This window comes from Lentzea cavernae (genome assembly GCF_014653695.1).
Taxonomy (GTDB): domain Bacteria; phylum Actinomycetota; class Actinomycetes; order Mycobacteriales; family Pseudonocardiaceae; genus Lentzea; species Lentzea cavernae.
Genome location: NZ_BNAR01000001.1, coordinates 483,567 through 501,799 on the forward strand (window position 1 = coordinate 483,567; position 18,233 = coordinate 501,799).

An 18,233-nucleotide genomic window follows, 5' to 3' on the forward strand; every position below is an offset into this window, starting at 1 on the left:
ATTCGACGTCGAACGCGGAAACGCCTCTGTCGCACGGGATTCATGACCGTTACAGTCCCGGATCTGGGAGCGCTCCCAGATCCGGCATTGGAGGCCGACGTGCACAGTCGCAGGTCGAAAGCCGTGGCAGCCGTCCTCGTCGCGTTGCTCGCGGTGGTGGCTGCTCCGAACGTGTCACCCTCGGTGGCGGCGCCCGCGTTCAACTACGCGGAGGCGCTGCAGAAGTCGGTCTGGTTCTACGACGCCCAGCGGTCCGGGCAGCTGCCGGCGGGCAACCGCGTGAGCTGGCGCGCGGACTCGGCCCTGCGCGACGGGTCCGACGCCGGGCTCGACCTGTCCGGTGGCTTCTACGACGCCGGCGACCACGTGAAGTTCGGGCTGCCGTTCGCGTTCAGCATGTCGATGCTCGCGTGGGGAGCCGTGGAGAACCGGGCCGCCTACACGAGTTCCGGCCAGCTCCCGCACCTGTTGGCGAACCTGCGGCACGGCACCGACTGGATCATCAAGGCGCACCCGTCGCCGAACGTCGTCTACGGGCAGGTCGGCGCGGGCAACCCCGACCACGCCTGGTGGGGGTCGGCGGAGGTCATGCCGATGGCCCGTCCGTCGTACAAAGTGGACAGTTCGTGTCCCGGTTCCGACCTCGCGGGCGAGTACGCGGCGGCGATGGCGTCGGCGTCGATGGTCTTCAAGAGCACCGACCCGACCTATTCGGCCACGCTGCTCACGCACGCCAAGCAGCTCTACTCCTTCGCGGACACCTACCGCGGCAAGTACAGCTCGTGCATCACGGACGCGGCCAGCTTCTACAACTCGTGGAGCGGCTACCAGGACGAGCTGGTGTGGGGCGCGATCTGGCTGCACCGCGCGACCGGCGACGCGAGCTACCTGACCAAGGCGAAGGCGGAGTACCAGAAGCTCGGCACCGAACCGCAGAGCGCCGAGCGCTCCTACAAGTGGACGATCGCGTGGGACGACAAGTCCTACGGCGCTTACGTGCTGATGGCCCAGCTGACCGGCGAGCAGGCGTACATCACCGACGCCAACCGCTGGCTCGACTTCTGGACCACCGGGTACAACGGCAACCGGGTGCGCTACTCCCCCGGCGGCCAGGCGGTGCTCGACAGCTGGGGATCACTGCGCTACGCCGCCAACACCGCGTTCGCCGCGCTGACGTACTCGGACTGGCTGTCCACACGCGACAGTGCCCGCGCGAAGACCTACCACGACTTCGGCGTGCGGCAGATCAACTACGCCCTGGGCGACAACCCTCGCAACGCGAGCTACGTGGTCGGATTCGGCACCAACCCGCCGCGCAACCCGCACCACCGCGGCGCGCACGGTTCGTGGGCCGACAGCATCCAGGAACCCACCGTCAGCCGTCACGTGCTGTACGGCGCGTTGGTCGGCGGTCCGAGCACCAACAACGACGCGTACACCGACAGCCGCAGCGACTACGTGATGAACGAGGTCGCGCTGGACTACAACGCGGGCTTCACCGGTGCCCTCGCCCGCCTGCACGGCGAGTTCGGCGGCACCCCGCTCACCTCGTTCCCCGTCGCGGAGACGCCGGACGGCCCCGAGCTGACCGTGCAGGCGTCGGTGAACCAGAGCGCCGCGCAGTTCACCGAGATCAAGGCGTTCGTGCTCAACAAGAGCGCATGGCCGGCGCGGACGTTCAGCGGCTCGCTGCGCTACTACTTCACGCTCGACGGCGCCACCACGCCGAGCCAGATCACCGTCACCACGAACTACAACCAGTGCGGCACACCCAGCGCCCCGACGCAGCACAGCGGCTCGGTGTACTACGTGGACGTCCCGTGCCCCGGAGTGGCTCCGGCCGGGCAGTCCGCGTTCCGCAAGGAGGTGCAGTTCCGCATCACCAGCGCGGGCACGTGGGACCCGTCCAACGACTGGTCTCACACCGGCCTGGGCAGCGGGAACACCGTCGCCCAGACCGACAGGATCCTGCTCCGCCAGGACGGCACGACGGTGTGGGGCACCGAGCCCGGCGGCGGCGTCGCGGACTCCGAACCGCCGTCGGTCCCGAGTGGACTGTCCGCGTCCAACGCCGGCACCACCGCCGTCACCCTGAGCTGGACGGCCGCCACCGACAACGTCGGGGTCGCCGTGTACGACGTGCTCAGCGGCACTACCGTCACGGGCTCGACGTCGGCGACCAGCCTGCGCGTCACGGGGCTCACTCCGGACACGCCGTACTCGTTCTCCGTGCGCGCCCGGGACGCGGCGGGCAACGCGTCGGCTGCGAGCAGCGCGGTCGCCACACGCACGCTCCCCGGCGTCGCGAGCACGTTGTCCGTGCAGCACAAGGGATCCGGCGCGGCCACGTCGAACCAGATCGGCGCCACGCTCCAGCTCACGAACCGGGGCACGACGGCGGTCAGCCTCACCGGCACCACGATCCGGTACTGGTTCACGGGAGACGCGCCTTCGCCGAGCTACCAGATGTGGTGCGACTGGGCGCAGATCGGGTGCGCCACCGTCCAGACGCGGGTCGTCAAGCTCGCGTCCGCCCGTCCGGGAGCCGACGCGTACCTCGAAGTGGCGTTCAGCTCCGGCAGCCTCGCCGCGGGGGCGAGCACGGGCGAGATCCAGGTGAGGACAGCGAAGTCCGATTGGTCCTCTTTCACCCAGTCCGACGACCACAGCTACCGCGTGAGCGCTCTCACAGACTTCGACCGGGTGACCGCCCACACCGGCGGCACCCTCGTGTGGGGTGCCGAGCCCTGACCGATCTTCGGGGCGGGAGGTTCTGCGCGGCACAGGCGTCCCGCCCCGAGCCCAACCGCGTTCCCGGCACAGCGCAGTGCCGGGAACGCGCTCTCACGATGTGACACGCGGGTGTTTCGTCACATTCGATTGATGTTCGCCGACTCCTACGATGAGCGCCATGACGGAGATCGACCGGCAACGACGGCCCGGCCCGCGGATCGAGGAGGTCGCGCGGCTCGCCGGGGTGTCCAAGTCGACGGTCTCGAGGGTGATCAACGGCGAGCAGTACGTGAGCGCCAAGGCACGCGACGCCGTGCACACCGCGATCACCCACCTCAGGTACAGCCCGAACCAGGCGGCCCGCTCCCTCGCGGGCAGCAAGGCCAACGCCCTCGCGCTGATCGTGTCCGAACAGGGCAGCAGGGTGCTCGGCGACCCGTTCTTCGCGGGCGTGATGCGCGGTGTCCACGCCGAACTGACCGGGCGGCGCATCCAGCTGCTGCTCATGCTCAGCCGCCCCGAGGACCACGAGGACCTCCTCGCCTACCTGGCGGGCGGCCACGTGGACGGCGCGCTGCTGGTGAGCCTGCACGGCGACGACCCGCTGCCGCACCTCCTCCAGGAGATGGGCCTGCCCGTCGTGGTCGGCGGCCGCCCCCTCGCCGCGGGCACGGTCCCGTTCGTGGACTCGGACAACTTCACCGGCGGCCTCGACGCCGTGAGGCACCTGGTGTCCCTGGGCCGCACGAGGATCGCGACGGTCGCGGGCCCGCGCGACATGGCGGCCGGCCTCGACCGCCTCAGCGGCTGGCGCCGCGGCCTGGGCGAGGCGAGGCTCCCGGCCGACCTCGTGGAGGAGGCCGACTTCACCCCGGAGAGCGGCGCCCGCGCCATGACGGAGCTGCTCGACCGCGCCCCCGAGATCGACGCCGTCTTCGTCGCCGCCGACATCATCGCCCTGGGCGTGCTGCAGGTGCTGCACGCCCGCGGGCTGCGCGTGCCCGAGGACGTGGCCGTGGTGGGGTTCGACGACTCGCTGCTCGCGTCGACCGCCACCCCGCCGCTCACGACCGTGCGGCAGGACGTCGAACAGCTCGGGCGCACGATGACGTGGCGGCTGCTGGGTGAGCTGGCGGGCGACTCCGGGTTGCCGCCCTCGCTGCTGCTGCCGACGTCGCTGGTGCGGCGGGCCAGCGCCTGAGATCCGCCGCGGGACTCGGCCCCTTGGCATTGGGCGCCATGAGGCTCAGCCGCCGTTGAGCCGCTCGGCTCCCTCACGAGCATCTGATCCGCGGACACCGCTCCGTCTCGGCAGCTCGCCTCACGGGACACGGCCGTCCACCTCCCCGACACCTCACCTGACCACCACCGCAGGCGTCACCTGACGCGGTGCGTGCCGAATGCAGCACGCAGTGTTAACCCGAAGGACATGTTTCCGGGAACGCTCCCAGGTTTCCCAACTGTGACCTGAGCCATGAACAGCGAGGTCACCGCGTCGACCAGGCACGAAAACGCCTGGTGTACCCCGAAGTGTGTCTTGACACACGTTCGAATCCGGGACGACACTCTGCCCCGTCTGGGAGCGCTCCCAGAACCCGCCGCCGAGACCAGAGGAGTTCTCCCGTGCGACACCGTTGGATCAGCGTGCTGATCTGTGCCGCCGTGTCCGCCGCCGCCACCACAGCGTGCGGGACAGGCGGGGCAAGTCAGACCGCAGACGGAAAGACCGAGCTCACGATCGCGACGTTCAACGAGTTCGGTTACGAAGAGCTGTTCAAGGAGTACGAGGCGGCTCACTCGGACGTCAAGATCACCCAGCGCAAGACCGGTCAGGGCCAGCCCCACCACCAGAACCTGTTCACCAAGCTCGGTGCGGGCTCCGGTCTCGCGGACATCGAGGGCGTCGAAGAGGGCTACCTCAGCCAGTTCATGTCGAAGGCCGGGCAGTTCAACGATCTCAAGGAGATCGGCCCGAAGGTCGAGGACGACCGCTGGCTGAAGTGGAAGACCGAAGCGGTCACCACCAAGGACGGCAAGCTCATGGGCTACGGCACGGACATCGGCCCGCTCGCCATGTGCTACCGCAAGGACCTGTTCGAGAAGGCCGGTCTGCCGTCCGACCCCGAGGGCGTCAAGGCGCTCTTCGCCTCGTGGGACAGCTACTTCGCCGCGGGTGACCAGTTCATCGCCAAGGTTCCGGGCGTCGCCTGGTTCGACAGCGCCGCGCAGGTCTACAACGCGATGCACAACCAGCTCGAGACCGGCTACTACGACAAGTCCGACAAGCTGGTCGTCGACACCAACGCCGCCATCAAGGCCAACTGGACCACCGTGACCGCGGCCGTCGCCAAGGGACAGTCGGCCCGGCTCGGCGCGTTCAGCAACGAGTGGAACACCGGCTTCAAGCTCGGCAAGTTCGCCACCAAGACCTGCCCGTCGTGGATGCTCGGCGTGGTGGAGTCGCAGGCGGGCCCCGAGAACAAGGGCCTGTGGGCGGTCACCGACGCGTTCCCGAACGGTGGCGGCAACTGGGGCGGTTCGTACCTGACCGTGCCGAAGCAGAGCAAGAACGCCAAGAAGGCCGCCGAGCTCGCCGCCTGGCTGACCGCGCCGGAGCAGCAGATCAAGGCGTTCAAGGCCAAGGGCACGTTCCCGAGCCAGACCAAGGCGCTCGACGCTCCGGAGCTGCTGGAGCAGGCCAACGCCTACTTCGGTGACGTCAAGGCCGGCGCGCTGTTCGCCACGCAGGCCAAGAAGATCAAGGCCGCGCAGTACAAGGGTCCGGCCGACGGCCAGATCCAGGAGACGGTCTTCAGCCCGGCGCTGCTGTCCGTCGAACAGGGCAAGTCCGCTGACGAGGCGTGGAAGGCCGCCGTCGAAGGCGCTCAGAAGGCGGCCAAGTAGTGACCGCCACTCTCTCCAAGGTGGACCGCGGGCGAGCGCAGGAGGCTCGCCCGCGGCCTCCGCGGCGGTACCGGATGTCCAATTTGGACGCCAAGGTGTCGCCGTACCTGTTCGTAGCACCCTTCTTCGTGCTGTTCATCGCCATCGGGCTGTTCCCGTTGCTCTACACGGCCTACGTCTCCCTGTTCGACTGGGAGATCGGCGCCGACGACCCGCCTTTCGTCGGCTTCGAGAACTACAGCACGCTGTTCCAGGACGACCAGTTCTGGAACGCCCTGTTCAACACCTTCAGCATCTTCCTGCTCTCGAGCGCCCCGCAGATCGTCGTCGCGGTGGTGATCGCGGCACTGCTGAACGCGAACCTGCGGGCCCGCACGGGCTGGCGGATGGGCGTGCTGCTCCCCTACGTGGCGAGCCTCGTGGCGTTGACGATCATCTTCGGCAACCTCTTCGGGCCGCAGTACGGCCTGGTGAACGACGTGCTCGGGTTGCTCGGCATCAGCCCGATCGACTGGCAGGCCAGCACGTTCGGCAGCCACGTCGCCATCGCGTCGATGGTCAACTGGCGGTGGACGGGCTACAACGCGCTGATCATCCTCGCCGCGATGCAGGCGATCCCGAAGGACGTCTACGAAGCCGCCCTGGTGGACGGCGCGAGCGCGCTGCGGCGGTTCTTCAGCATCACGCTCCCGCTGTTGAAGCCCACGCTGATCTTCGTGGTCGTCACCTCGACCATCGGCGGTCTGCAGATCTTCACCGAGCCGAAGCTGTTCGAGCCCTCGGGCGGCAGCGGCGGCGGTGCGGAGCACCAGTACCAGACCGTCGTGCTCTACCTGTACCAGTCCGCGTTCCAGGGTTACGACCTCGGCTACGCCTCCGCGATCGCCTGGGTGCTGTTCATGGTCGTCATCGCCGTCGCCGCCCTCAACTTCTTCCTCACCAGGAGGGCCGTCAAATGATGAAACGACCGTCCTTCGCGATCTACGGGATCCTCGGCGCGTTCGTGCTCGGCTCCGCGTTCCCGTTCTACTGGTCGTTCCTCGTGGCCAGCCGCGACAACTCGGTGCTGACCGGGGACTTCACGCTGATCCCCGGCGGCAACTTCTGGACGAACTCGCTGCGCGTGTTCGACACGGTCCCGTTCTGGAAGGCCCTGGGCAACAGCTTCCTCGTGTCCGGCACCGTGACGTTCTCGGTGGTGCTGCTCTCGACGCTGGCCGGGTTCGCCTTCGCCAAGCTGAAGTTCCGCGGCCGCGGGGTGCTCTTCCTGTTCGTCGTGGCGACGTTGGCGGTACCGACCCAGCTCGGCATCATCCCGCTGTACATGGCGATGGCCGAGTTCGGCTGGGCCGGTGAACTCGAGGCCGTGATCGTGCCGAACCTCGTCACCGCGTTCGGCGTGTTCTGGATGCGGCAGTACCTGCTCGACGCCATCCCCGACGAGCTCGTCGAGGCGGCGCGGATGGACGGCTGCAGCCTGTGGCGCGCGTTCTGGCACGTGGCCCTGCCCGCCGCCCGGCCGGCCGCCGCGATGCTGGGCGTGTTCACGTTCATGCAGTCCTGGAACGACTTCCTGTGGCCGCTGGTCGTGCTCAACGCCGACAACCCGACGCTGCAGGTCGCGCTGGAGAAGCTGCAAAGCGGTTACTACGTCGACTACTCGCTCGTACTCGCCGGGACCACGCTCGCGACGGTTCCGGTGCTCATCGTTTTCCTCGTGCTCGGGCGGCAGATCGTCGCCGGTGTGATGCAGGGCGCCGTCAAGGGGTGAAAATGGAGAACATTGTTTTCCCGCAGGGTTTTCTGTGGGGAGCCGCGACCGCCGCGTTCCAGGTGGAAGGTGCGACCGACGTGGACGGCCGCACCGACTCCATCTGGGACGAGTTCTGCCGGCAGCCCGGCAAGGTGGTGGGCGGCGACTGCGGAGAACCCGCCGCCGACCACTACCGGCGCTTCGAGCAGGACGTCGCCATGATGGCGGACCTGGGACTGAAGGCCTACCGGTTCTCGATCGCCTGGCCGCGCGTGCGACCGGACGGCGGGAAGGTCAACGAGGCGGGCCTCGACTTCTACAAGCGCCTGATCGACTCGTTGCTGGCGCACGACATCGCGCCGTGGCCCACGCTGTACCACTGGGACCTCCCGCAGAAGCTCGAGGAGACCGGCGGCTGGGCGAACCGCGACACCGCGTTCCGGTTCGCCGACTACGCGGCCGCGACGGTCGAGGCGCTCGGTGACCGGGTCGCCACCTGGACGACGATGAACGAGCCGTGGTGCTCGGCGTTCCTCGGGTACGCGGGCGGGATCCACGCGCCCGGCCGCACCGAGCCGAAGGCGGCCGTCGCCGCCGTCCACCACCTGCTGCTCGCGCACGGGCTCGCGGCCGACACCATCCGCGCCGCCCAGCCGGACGCCAAGGTGGGCATCACGCTCAACATGTACCCGATCATCCCCGTCGACCCCGCCAACCCGGCGGACCTCGACGTCGCGCGCAGGCTCGACGGCCTGCAGCAGCGGATCTTCCTGGACCCGTTGCTGCGCGGCGAGTACCCGGCCGACATCCTCGAGGACCTCGAGCCGTTCGGGTTCAGCGACCACGTCCACGACGGCGACCTCGGCGTCATCTCCGGGCCGTTGGACATGCTCGGCGTGAACTACTACACCGAGCACTACGTCAGCTCGACGCCCAACGGGGAGAGCGGCCCGTCGCCGTGGGTCGGCGTGCAGCACGCCTCGTTCCCGCCCCGCGACGCCCCCATCACGGACATGGGCTGGGAGGTCAGGCCGGACGGGCTCACCACCGTGCTGATGCGGGTGCACAACGACTACCCGAAGCTCCCGCTCTACATCACGGAGAACGGCGCCGCGTTCCGCGACGACTTCTCCGGCAACGGTGCGATCGACGACGTGGACCGCACCGGGTTCATCGCCTCCCACCTGCGCGCCGCACACGCGGCCATCGCGGCGGGCGTCGACCTGCGCGGCTACTTCTGCTGGTCGCTGCTGGACAACTTCGAGTGGGCCGAGGGGTACGCGAAGCGGTTCGGCATCGTCCACGTCGACTACGACACCCAGATCCGCACGCCGAAGATGAGTGCGAGGTGGTACAGCAGGGTGGCCCGCGACAACGCGCTGGTCGCCGTCTCATGACGGAAGGCAGGAGTCGCCGCCCCGGCCCGCGCATCGAGGAGGTCGCGCGCGTGGCCGGGGTGTCGAAGTCCACGGTCTCCAGGGTGATCAACGGCGAGAAGTACGTGAGCGAGCGGTCGCGCCAGGCGGTGCACCGCGCGATCGCGATGCTCGGGTACAGCCCGAACCACGCCGCGAGGACCCTGGCGGGCAGCAAGGCGAACGCGATCGCCCTGGTGATCTCCGAGCAGGGCAGCCGGGTGCTCGCCGACCCGTTCTTCGCCGGCGTGCTGCGCGGGGTGCACGCCGAGCTCGCGGGACGGCACGTGCAGCTCCTGCTGATGATGAACCAACCGCTCGACGGGGACGACCAGGTCGCCTACCTCACCGGCGGGCACGTCGACGGGGCGCTCGTCGTGAGCCTGCACGGCGAGGACCCGTTGCCGCGGACGTTGCACGAGACGGGGCTGCCCATCGTGGTGGGCGGCCGCCCGCTCGCGGGCGGCTCCGTCCCGTTCGTCGACGCGGACAACTTCAACGGCGCTCTGGGCGCCGTCCGCTTCCTCATCTCCCTGGGGCGCGAGAAGATCGCCACCATCGCCGGGCCGCACGACATGGCGGTCGGCATGGACCGCCTCAGCGGCTGGCGGTGCGGGCTCGCGGAACACGGCATGCCCGTGGAACTGGTGGCGCACAGCAACGAGTTCACACCCGAGAGCGGCGCGCTCGCCATGGAGGAACTGCTGCGCCGCGCACCCGACCTCGACGCGGTCTTCGTGGCCGCGGACATCATGGCGCTGGGCGCGTTGCGGGTGCTCCAGTCCCGCGGGTACCGGGTCCCGGACGACGTGGCGGTGGTGGGGTTCGACGACTCCGTGCTCGCGTCCACGGCGGTACCGCCGCTCACCACCGTGCGGCAGGACGTCGAGGGGTTCGGCCGGACCATGACCTGGCGCCTGCTCGCCGAACTGGCCGGCGAGGAGAAGCTGCCGCAGTCCATGCTGCTGCCCACGTCACTCGTGCGCAGGGCCAGCGCCTGACCGGCATGCATTCACCCCGGAAGTAATCTCCCGAAACCCTGAACCACCGCCACTACCAGGCCGTATTACGACGTACGAGCGGTGGAGAGCGGGGGTTGCGGATGCAGGCGGGCCGATTCTTCGACGAGTCAGCGGACGATCCGGAACCGCCGGAGACAGCGGTGCTGCGCGTGCTGTGGATGACCGCGCAGGGAATGGTGTGGCCGTGGCTGCTGCAGAGCATGTGCCGCCGCGACGCGATCAAGCGGGCGCTGGAGGCCGAGCTGATCTGGGCGCCCGTCGGCGACCACCTCGGTTACCACATCACCGACGAGGGCCGGCGCCGCATCATGGCCTGGTACCAGGACAACCGCCCTGGTACCGGCCTCGACGAGAACGCCAAGCACTGGCGCGCCGTCACCATGCGCTGACTTCGCGGAATCAGACGGTGGCGGTCGCGCGGGCGGCCAGGCCCTCGATCACACCGGTGAGCTTCTCGGTGACCTCGGCGTCGTCCACCGGGTGGAGCTCGGCGAAGCGGACCACCGACTCGGGGATCGACAGCGTCAGGTCCTCGGCGGGCACGCCACCGGCGATCCGGACGGCCTTGCGGGCCTCGTCCTGCGCCCACACGCCGCCGTACTGGCCGAACGCGGTGCCGACGACGGCGACCGGCTTGCCCGACAGGGCGCCCGCGCCGTAGGGGCGCGACAGCCAGTCGATGGCGTTCTTCAGCACGGCCGGGATGGTGCCGTTGTACTCGGGCGAGACGAGCAGCAGCGCGTCGGCCTCGGCGGCCGCCTCGCGCAGCTTCACCGCGGCTTCGGGGACGGTGCCCTCGTTGTCGATGTCCTCGTTGTAGAACGGGACGGTGCCCAGGCCGTCGAACACGCCGAGCTCGACGTGCTCCGGCGCGATCTGGACCGCGGCCTCCGCGAGCCTGCGGTTGTGCGAACCGGACCGGAGGCTTCCGACGAGCGTGAGGATGCGGACGGCCATGACGTGACTCCCAGGTGCAGGCTGTGGTTGAACGACTACAGCTTAAACGGGACGCGGCCCGGTTATCTTCCGTCTAAGCTGTGGACGTGATCGACGGCACATCCCTGCCCCTCGCCGGCCCTCAGGCGCACCTGCGCGCGGACGCCGTGCGCAACCGGGCCCTGCTGCTGGAGGCGGCGGCCCGGCTGGCGGCCGAACGAGGTGCCGCGGCGATCACGATGGAGACCGTGGCGGCGGAGGCGGGCGTCGGCAAGGGCACGGTGTCGCGGCGCTTCGGCGACCGCAACGGACTGCTGCAGGCGCTGCTCGACCGGTCGGAGGTCCTGTTCCAGGAGGCGTTCCTGTCCGGACCACCGCCGCTGGGACCGGGCGCGGACGCGGCGGCGCGACTCAGGGCGTTCGGCCCGGCACTGCTGCGCCACGAGCACGCCCACCGCGACCTCTACCTGGCCGCCGAGCCGTCGCCCGAGCGCCGCTTCTCCGTGCCGGCCAGGCGGTTGCGCCACCGGCACGTCGCCGTGCTCGTGCGCGCCGCGCTGCCCGGCGCCGACGCGGAACTGCTCGCCCACACCCTGCTGGCGTCGGTGGACGTCGTGCTGGTCGACCACTTCCTCCCGCCGGGCGCGTCGCCGCAGCGACTGGAAGCCGGGTGGCACGACCTGGTCGACCGCCTGCTGCGCTGACGATCGAGTCGAAATCGACCGTCGAACGAAGCCGGTCGCCTCCAAGGGTTGTAGCCGCTGCCGAACTCGTCCTACGGTCCCTCTGGGAGCGCTCCCAGAGCGCACACCGTCGACGAGGACGGAGAACCTCACAGCATGAGATCGCAACCCCCACGTCTCCTCACCGCGACCCTGCTCGCGGCGCTGACGGCGGCCTCGCTGCACGCCTCGGCCGCGGCGGCGGACTACGAGCGAGTGCTCAACGGAACGTTCGAGAGCGGTTCGGCCGATCCCTGGTGGAGCAGCGCCGGCGTCACGAACCGGGTCACCGGCGGCGAACTGTGCGCGGCGGTCACCGGCGGCACGACGAACCCCTGGGACGCGCTGATCGGCCAGAACGGAGTGCCGTTCGAGACCGGCCAGTCCTACACGTTCTCGTTCGACGCCCGCGCCACGGCGGCGCAGCCCGTCACGGCGGCCGCGGGCGAGAGCGTCAGCCCGTACCGCGGCATCGCGAGCCAGCAGTTCACGCTCTCCCCGGAGAAGCAGCGGTTCTCGTTCACCTTCACGTCCACGTTGGACTTCCCGGACGCGGGCAACGGCCAGGTCGCGTTCCAGCTGGGCGGCCAGCCGTCCGACAACACGATCTGCGTCGACAACGTGTCGGTCGTCGGCGGCGTGAAGCCTCCGGGCGGCGTGAACCCCAACCCCGCCAAGAAGGTCCAGGTGGACCTGGTGGCGTACGTGCCGGGGCTGCCCAAGCGCGCGACCCTCGTCTCCACCGCCACGACGGCGCAGACGTGGACCCTGAAGAACTCCGCGGGTGTCGCGGTCGCGTCCGGGCAGAGCACGCCGAAGGGCGCGGACGCGACGTCCGGCGACTCGGTGCACGTGATCGACTTCTCGTCGTTCGACACGGCCGGCACCGGCTACACGCTGTCCGTCGGCGAGGACAGCAGCTTCCCGTTCGACATCTCCGCGGACCCGGTGAAGCGGCTGCGCTACGACTCGCTCGCGTTCTTCTACCACCAGCGCAGCGGCACGCCGATCGAGGCGCAGTACGTCGGTGACGAGTACGCGCGCCCGGCGGGTCACGTCAACGTCGCTCCCAACCAGGGCGACAACAACGTGCCGTGCCGCGCCGATCTCGCCTGCGGCTACACGCTCGACGTGCGCGGCGGCTGGTACGACGCGGGCGATCACGGCAAGTACGTGGTCAACGGCGGCATCGCGACCTGGCAGCTCCTGAACGCCTACGAGCGGGCGACCCGCGTCGGTGACGCGACCGCGTACCGCGACGGTTCGCTGAACATCCCGGAGAAGGCCAACGGGGTGCCGGACCTGCTCGACGAGGCGCGCTGGGAGGTCGACTTCCTGCTCAAGATGCAGGCGCCCGACGGCATGGCGCACCACAAGATCCACGACGCGAACTGGACGGCCCTGCCCACCCGTCCCGAACTGGACGACCAGCCGCGCCGGCTGTCCGCGACCAGCACGGCCGCCACGCTGAACCTGGCCGCGGTCGCCGCGCAGGCGTCCCGGCTCTGGAAGGGCGTCGACGCGGCGTACTCGGCCACCCTGCTCGCGGCGGCCCGCAAGGCGTACACGGCGGCCAAGGCGAACCCGGCCAAGCTCGCCGACCCGAACGACGGCACCGGCGGTGGCGCCTACAGCGACGACACCGTGACCGACGAGTTCTACTGGGCCGCCTCGGAGCTGTACGCGACCACGGGTGACAACGCCTACCGCACCGACGTGACGGCCTCGTCGCACTACAAGGCGGCGAGCCTGAACCGCGGTGGCTTCCACTGGGGTGGAACGGCTCCGCTGGGCGACATCACGCTCGCCCTGGCGCCGAACGGCCTTCCCGCGGCGGACGTCTCGGCCATCAAGACCGCGTTCGCCTCGGTCGCGGACCAGCACCTGACGGCCATGGCCGGCATGGGCTACGCCGCGCCGTACGACAACAGCACCGCCGGGTACGTCTGGGGCTCGAACTCCACCGTCCTGAACAACGCCCAGGTGCTGGCCCTCGCGCACGACTTCACCGGTGCCGCGAAGTACCGCGACGGCGTGTTCGAGGCCCTGCACTACGTCCTCGGCCGCAACCCGCTGAGCACCTCGTACGTGGCGGGCTACGGCGACCAGGCGATGGTCAACGCCCACCACCGGTTCTGGGCGCACCAGAACGACCCGACGCTGCCGATCGCGCCGCCCGGTTCGCTCTCCGGCGGCCCGAACAGCGCCTTGCAGGACCCGGTGGCGCAGCGGCTGCTCGCCGGGTGCCCGCAGCAGAAGTGCTGGGTGGACGACATCGGCGCCTACTCGGTGAACGAGGTGGCGGTCAACTGGAACTCCGCCCTCGCCTGGGTGTCGGGCTGGGCGGCGGAGAAGGCCGGCACGCCCACGCCTTCCTCGGACTGCGACGTCAGCTTCAGCGCGGGCCGGTGGAACGACGGGCTGTCGGCGCAGGTGAAGATCACCAACACCGGCACGGCCGCGTGGACCTCGTGGAAGCTCGGGTTCGCGTTCCCCGGCACGCAGCGGGTCACCTCCGGGTGGTCGGCGACCTGGAGCCAGACCGGGCGCGACGTGACGGCGACCAGCATGTCGTGGAACGGGGCGGTCAAGCCCGGGCAGACCGTCCACATCGGATTCAACGGGGCCGGCTCCGGGGCCGATCCCAGCACCTTCACCATCAACGGGAAGACCTGCAGGACCGCCTGACCCCCGGCAGGGACGCGCCCGCTGTCACTTCGGTGGCGGCGGGCGTTCGGCGTTTCGGGGCAACGCGTGCCCGCGAACAGCTCACCGACGGTCCCGCCATCGCTGCCTGTGAGCGCTAACAGGCATAACCTGGCGTTATCCAGATGGAACTTGACGGACATGTTGTTAGCGATAACACTCGCCGCCTACAGCACTGTTGCCTGTCGGTGCCATCGAGGAGAAGCAATGAGGCTTGCCCGGATCGCGGCCACCACCGCACTCGCCGTCACCCTCACCGCCTGCGGTTCGGCCCAGAAAACGGTCGACCAGCAGAGCGGGTCCAGCGAAGGCGCGATGGTGGGCGTCACCATGCCCACGCGGTCGTCCGAACGCTGGATCCACGACGGCGACAACATCAAGAAGGCCCTGGAGGGCAAGGGGTACAAGGTCGACCTCCAGTACGCGGAGAACGACATCCCCACCCAGGCCAACCAGATCGAGAACCAGATCACCAAGGGCGCCAAGCTCCTGATCGTCGCCTCGATCGACGGCACCGCGATCACCTCGCAGCTGCAGCAGGCCGCCGACGCCAAGATCCCGGTGATCGCCTACGACCGGCTGATCCGCAAGAGCCCGAACGTCGACTACTACGCGACGTTCGACAACTTCAAGGTCGGCGTCGAGCAGGCGAACTCGCTGGTGGCCGGGTTGAAGACGAAGGGCGAGGGCCCGTTCAACATCGAGCTGTTCGCCGGGTCGCCCGACGACAACAACGCCACGTTCTTCTTCAACGGCGCGATGTCGGTGCTCCAGCCGCTGGTCGACCAGGGCAAGCTCGTCGTGAAGTCCGGTCAGAAGGACTTCAAGACGGTCGCGATCCTGCGCTGGGACCCGGCGACCGCGCAGAAGCGCATGGAGGACCTGCTCACCTCGACCTACGGCGGTGGCAAGGTCGACGGCGTGCTGTCGCCCTACGACGGCATCTCGATCGGCATCCTGTCCGCGCTCAAGAGCAGCGGGTACGGCACCCCCGCCCAGGCCTACCCGATCGTCACCGGTCAGGACGCCGAGGTCGCCTCGGTGAAGTCGATCATCGCCGGTGAGCAGTACTCCACGATCCACAAGGACACCCGCCTGCTCGCCGAGGTCACGGTGAAGATGGCCGACGCGGTGCTCAAGGGCGACAAGCCCGAGGTCAACAACACCAAGGACTACGACAACGGCAACAAGGTCGTCCCGTCGTTCCTGCTGCAGCCCGTCCCCGTGGACAAGGCGAACTACCAGAAGGAACTGATCGACTCCGGCTACTACACCGCCGACCAGCTCAGGTAGGTCCTGTGTCCGACGAGATCCTGGTGATGCGCGGCATCACCAAGAGGTTCGCGGGCGTCACCGCGCTGCACGAGGTCTCCCTGACCGTGCGGCGCGGTGAGATCCACGCGATCTGCGGTGAGAACGGCGCGGGCAAGTCCACGCTGATGAAGGTGCTGTCCGGGGTGCACCCGCACGGCACGTACGACGGCGAGATCCTCTTCGAGGGCGAGCCGTGCGCGTTCAACGGCGTTCGTGACAGCGAGCGCCGCGGCATCGTGATCATCCACCAGGAGCTGGCGCTGTGCGGCCAGCTCTCCGTGGCGGAGAACCTGTTCCTGGGCAACGAAAGGGCGCGGCGCGGGTTCATCGACTGGAACCGCACCAACCACGAGGCCCAGGCGCTGCTCGACCGCGTGGGACTGCGGGAGAACCCGACGACCCCGGTCAACGACCTCGGTGTCGGCAAGCAGCAGCTCGTCGAGATCGCCAAGGCGCTGTCCAAGGAGGTCAGCCTCCTCATCCTGGACGAGCCGACGGCGGCCCTGAACGACGACGACTCGCAGCACCTCCTCGACCTGCTCGACGGGCTGCGGTCCGAGGGCATCACCTGCGTGATCATCTCCCACAAGCTGGGCGAGGTCACCAGGATCGCCGACACGGTCACCGTGCTGCGCGACGGCAGGACGATCGAGACGTTGCCCGCCGAGGGGCTCAGCGAGGAGCGCATCATCGCCGGCATGGTCGGCCGCGACCTCGAGCACCGGTTCCCGCCGCGCACCCCCGACATCGGCGAGGAGGTGCTGCGCATCGAGGACTGGACGGTGCACAGCCCCGCCCAGCCGGACCGGGTGGTCGTCGACAACGCCACGCTGTCGTTGCGGCGCGGGGAGATCGTCGGTCTCGCCGGGCTGATGGGCGCCGGCCGCACGGAGCTCGCGATGAGCGTGTTCGGCCGCTCCTACGGCGTCGGCATCTCCGGGCGCGTCGTCAAGGACGGCCGGGAGATCGACACCCGCACCGTGCGCGGCGCGATCGACCACGGCCTGGCGTACGTCAGCGAGGACCGCAAGCGCTACGGGCTCAACCTGATCGAGGGCGTGCAGCGCAACGTCTCCGCGGCGGCGCTGGGCAAGCTCTCGAACCGCGGCTGGGTGAACGAGAACGAGGAGTACACGGTCGCCGAACGGTTCCGGCGCTCGATGGGCATCAGGACGTCCACCGTGACGACGCCGACGGGCACGCTGTCCGGCGGCAACCAGCAGAAGGTCGTGCTGGCCAAGTGGATGTTCACCGACCCGGACGTGCTCATCCTCGACGAACCGACGCGCGGCATCGACGTCGGCGCGAAGTACGAGATCTACTCGATCATCAACGACCTCGCCGCCCAGGGCCGCGCGGTGCTGGTGATCTCCTCGGAGCTGCCGGAGCTCCTCGGCCTGTGCGACCGCGTGTACGCGCTGTCCGAAGGCCGCATCACCGGCGAGGTGAGCCGTGAAGAGGCCACGCAGGAACGTCTCATGCAGTTCATGACACGAGGACAGAGCTCATGACCACGAAGACCGCGCCCGCACCGGCGGCCACCCCGCCCGCCCAGTCCCGCCGGTTCTCGATCAACCTGCGGCAGTCGGGCATCTACGTCGCGTTCGCGTTGATCGTCGTGCTGTTCGCGGTGCTGACGGACGGCGCCCTGCTCCAGCCGCAGAACATCTCGAACATCATCGTGCAGAACTCCTACGTGCTGATCCTCGCGATCGGCATGATCCTGGTGATCATCGGCGGGCACATCGACCTGTCGGTCGGCTCGACCGTGGCGCTGACCGGGGCGATCTGCGCGGTGCTGACCGTCCAATGGGGACTGCCGTGGCCGGTGGCGGTGCTGCTGACGCTGCTGTCCGGCGCGATGATCGGGGCGGCGCAGGGCTACTGGATCGCGTACTTCGGCATTCCGGCGTTCATCGTCACGCTGGCGGGCATGCTGGTGTTCCGCGCGCTGACCCTCACCACGCTGGGCAACCAGGGCATCGGACCGTTCCCCGACGAGATCCGGTCGCTCGCGAACGGGTTCACCGGCGGCTACCTCGGCAACGTCGGCCTGGGCCCGCTGGGCGGCGCCGACGTGGTGAGCCTGCTCGCCGGTCTCGCCTTCGTGGGCGGCTTCGCGTTGTCGCAGTGGCGCAAGCGCGTGGCCCGGCTCGGGTACGGCCAGACCGTCGAACCGCTGCCGGTGTTCGTGCTCAAGATGGTGGGCGTGGCCGTCGTCGTGATGGCCGTCGTCGTGCAGCTCGCCCGGTTCCGCAACCTGCCGTGGGTGCTGGTGCTCCTCGCGGCGCTCGCGCTCGGCTACTCGCTGATGGCGAACAACTCCGTGTTCGGGCGGCACATCTACTCGATCGGCGGCAACCTGCAGGCCGCCACGCTGTCCGGTGTGAAGGTCAAGGCCGTCACGTTCTGGGTGTTCGTCAACATGGGCGCGCTGGCCGCGCTCGCCGGCGTGATCTTCGCCGGGCGGCTCAACCAGGCCGGCCCGACCGCGGGCATGTCCTTCGAGCTCGACGCCATCGCGGCCGCGTTCATCGGCGGCGCGGCGGTGCAGGGCGGTGTCGGCAAGGTCGTCGGCGCCATCACCGGCGGCCTGATCATGGGCGTGATCAACAACGGCATGTCCCTGATCGGCGCGCCCAGCGAACGCGTGATGCTCGTGAAGGGTCTCGTCCTGCTCATCGCCGTCGCCTACGACGTCTGGACCAAGCGACGCGCCTGAACAACT

Annotated in this window: 14 protein-coding genes; 13 read left to right on the forward strand and 1 reads right to left on the reverse strand. The window is 69.2% G+C overall.

Features of this window, described 5'->3' with window-relative positions; all coding sequences use genetic code 11:
* The first annotated feature begins 123 nt into the window (after nt 1-123).
* From IE307_RS02250 to IE307_RS02285, 8 genes are all read left to right on the forward strand, one after another.
* Entirely contained in the window at nt 124-2,751 is a 2,628-nt protein-coding gene (locus IE307_RS02250; protein ID WP_229904301.1) for a glycoside hydrolase family 9 protein, read from the forward strand.
* A 160-nt stretch (nt 2,752-2,911) separates the two neighbouring features.
* Entirely contained in the window at nt 2,912-3,934 is a 1,023-nt protein-coding gene (locus IE307_RS02255; protein ID WP_373305921.1) for a LacI family DNA-binding transcriptional regulator, read from the forward strand.
* 422 nt (nt 3,935-4,356) lie between these two features.
* Nucleotides 4,357-5,637, forward strand: coding sequence for an ABC transporter substrate-binding protein (locus IE307_RS02260; RefSeq protein ID WP_191295738.1), 1,281 nt, complete (start codon nt 4,357-4,359; stop codon nt 5,635-5,637).
* 74 nt (nt 5,638-5,711) lie between these two features.
* The gene (locus IE307_RS02265; RefSeq protein ID WP_191296453.1) at nt 5,712-6,596 is read left to right on the forward strand and encodes a carbohydrate ABC transporter permease; all 885 of its coding nucleotides are present in this window, start codon (nt 5,712-5,714) and stop codon (nt 6,594-6,596) included.
* Complete coding sequence (locus IE307_RS02270; protein ID WP_229904302.1) at nt 6,596-7,408, forward strand: carbohydrate ABC transporter permease; 813 nt, start codon at nt 6,596-6,598, stop codon at nt 7,406-7,408. Before IE307_RS02265 ends, IE307_RS02270 begins: the two co-directional genes overlap by 1 nt.
* 2 nt (nt 7,409-7,410) lie before the next feature.
* Nucleotides 7,411-8,787: a GH1 family beta-glucosidase gene (locus IE307_RS02275; protein ID WP_191295740.1), complete on the forward strand. Its 1,377-nt coding sequence runs from the start codon at nt 7,411-7,413 to the stop codon at nt 8,785-8,787.
* On the forward strand, nt 8,784-9,806 hold the full coding sequence (locus IE307_RS02280; protein ID WP_191295741.1) for a LacI family DNA-binding transcriptional regulator: 1,023 nt from the start codon (nt 8,784-8,786) through the stop codon (nt 9,804-9,806). Before IE307_RS02275 ends, IE307_RS02280 begins: the two co-directional genes overlap by 4 nt.
* 101 nt (nt 9,807-9,907) lie before the next feature.
* A complete protein-coding gene (locus IE307_RS02285) occupies nt 9,908-10,216 on the forward strand; it encodes a hypothetical protein (RefSeq protein WP_191295742.1) in 309 nt (102 codons plus the stop codon).
* Between the two features lie 10 nt (nt 10,217-10,226).
* On the opposite strand, the gene IE307_RS02290 is transcribed toward IE307_RS02285, so the two are convergent.
* Complete coding sequence (locus tag IE307_RS02290; RefSeq protein WP_191295743.1) at nt 10,227-10,784, reverse strand: NAD(P)H-dependent oxidoreductase; 558 nt, start codon at nt 10,782-10,784, stop codon at nt 10,227-10,229.
* A gap of 86 nt (nt 10,785-10,870) precedes the next feature.
* Here IE307_RS02290 and IE307_RS02295 point away from each other — a divergent pair, with 86 nt between their 5' ends.
* The 5 genes from IE307_RS02295 (at nt 10,871) to mmsB (ending at nt 18,227) form a co-directional block, all read left to right on the forward strand.
* Nucleotides 10,871-11,467: a TetR/AcrR family transcriptional regulator gene (locus tag IE307_RS02295; protein ID WP_229904303.1), complete on the forward strand. Its 597-nt coding sequence runs from the start codon at nt 10,871-10,873 to the stop codon at nt 11,465-11,467.
* A 135-nt stretch (nt 11,468-11,602) separates the two neighbouring features.
* Nucleotides 11,603-14,173 carry a glycoside hydrolase family 9 protein gene (locus tag IE307_RS02300; RefSeq protein ID WP_191295745.1) on the forward strand — a complete coding sequence of 857 codons (2,571 nt, stop codon included), beginning with the start codon at nt 11,603-11,605 and terminating at the stop codon, nt 14,171-14,173.
* 225 nt (nt 14,174-14,398) lie between these two features.
* Nucleotides 14,399-15,484 (forward strand): multiple monosaccharide ABC transporter substrate-binding protein, encoded by a 1,086-nt coding sequence (gene chvE, locus IE307_RS02305; RefSeq protein ID WP_191295746.1) that lies wholly within the window; start codon nt 14,399-14,401, stop codon nt 15,482-15,484.
* Between the two features lie 26 nt (nt 15,485-15,510).
* The gene (gene mmsA, locus IE307_RS02310) at nt 15,511-17,016 is read left to right on the forward strand and encodes a multiple monosaccharide ABC transporter ATP-binding protein (RefSeq protein ID WP_308436334.1); all 1,506 of its coding nucleotides are present in this window, start codon (nt 15,511-15,513) and stop codon (nt 17,014-17,016) included.
* Nucleotides 17,013-18,227, forward strand: a complete 1,215-nt coding sequence (mmsB, locus tag IE307_RS02315; RefSeq protein ID WP_191295748.1) for a multiple monosaccharide ABC transporter permease — start codon at nt 17,013-17,015, stop codon at nt 18,225-18,227. Before mmsA ends, mmsB begins: the two co-directional genes overlap by 4 nt.
* Nucleotides 18,228-18,233: the final 6 nt, after the last annotated feature.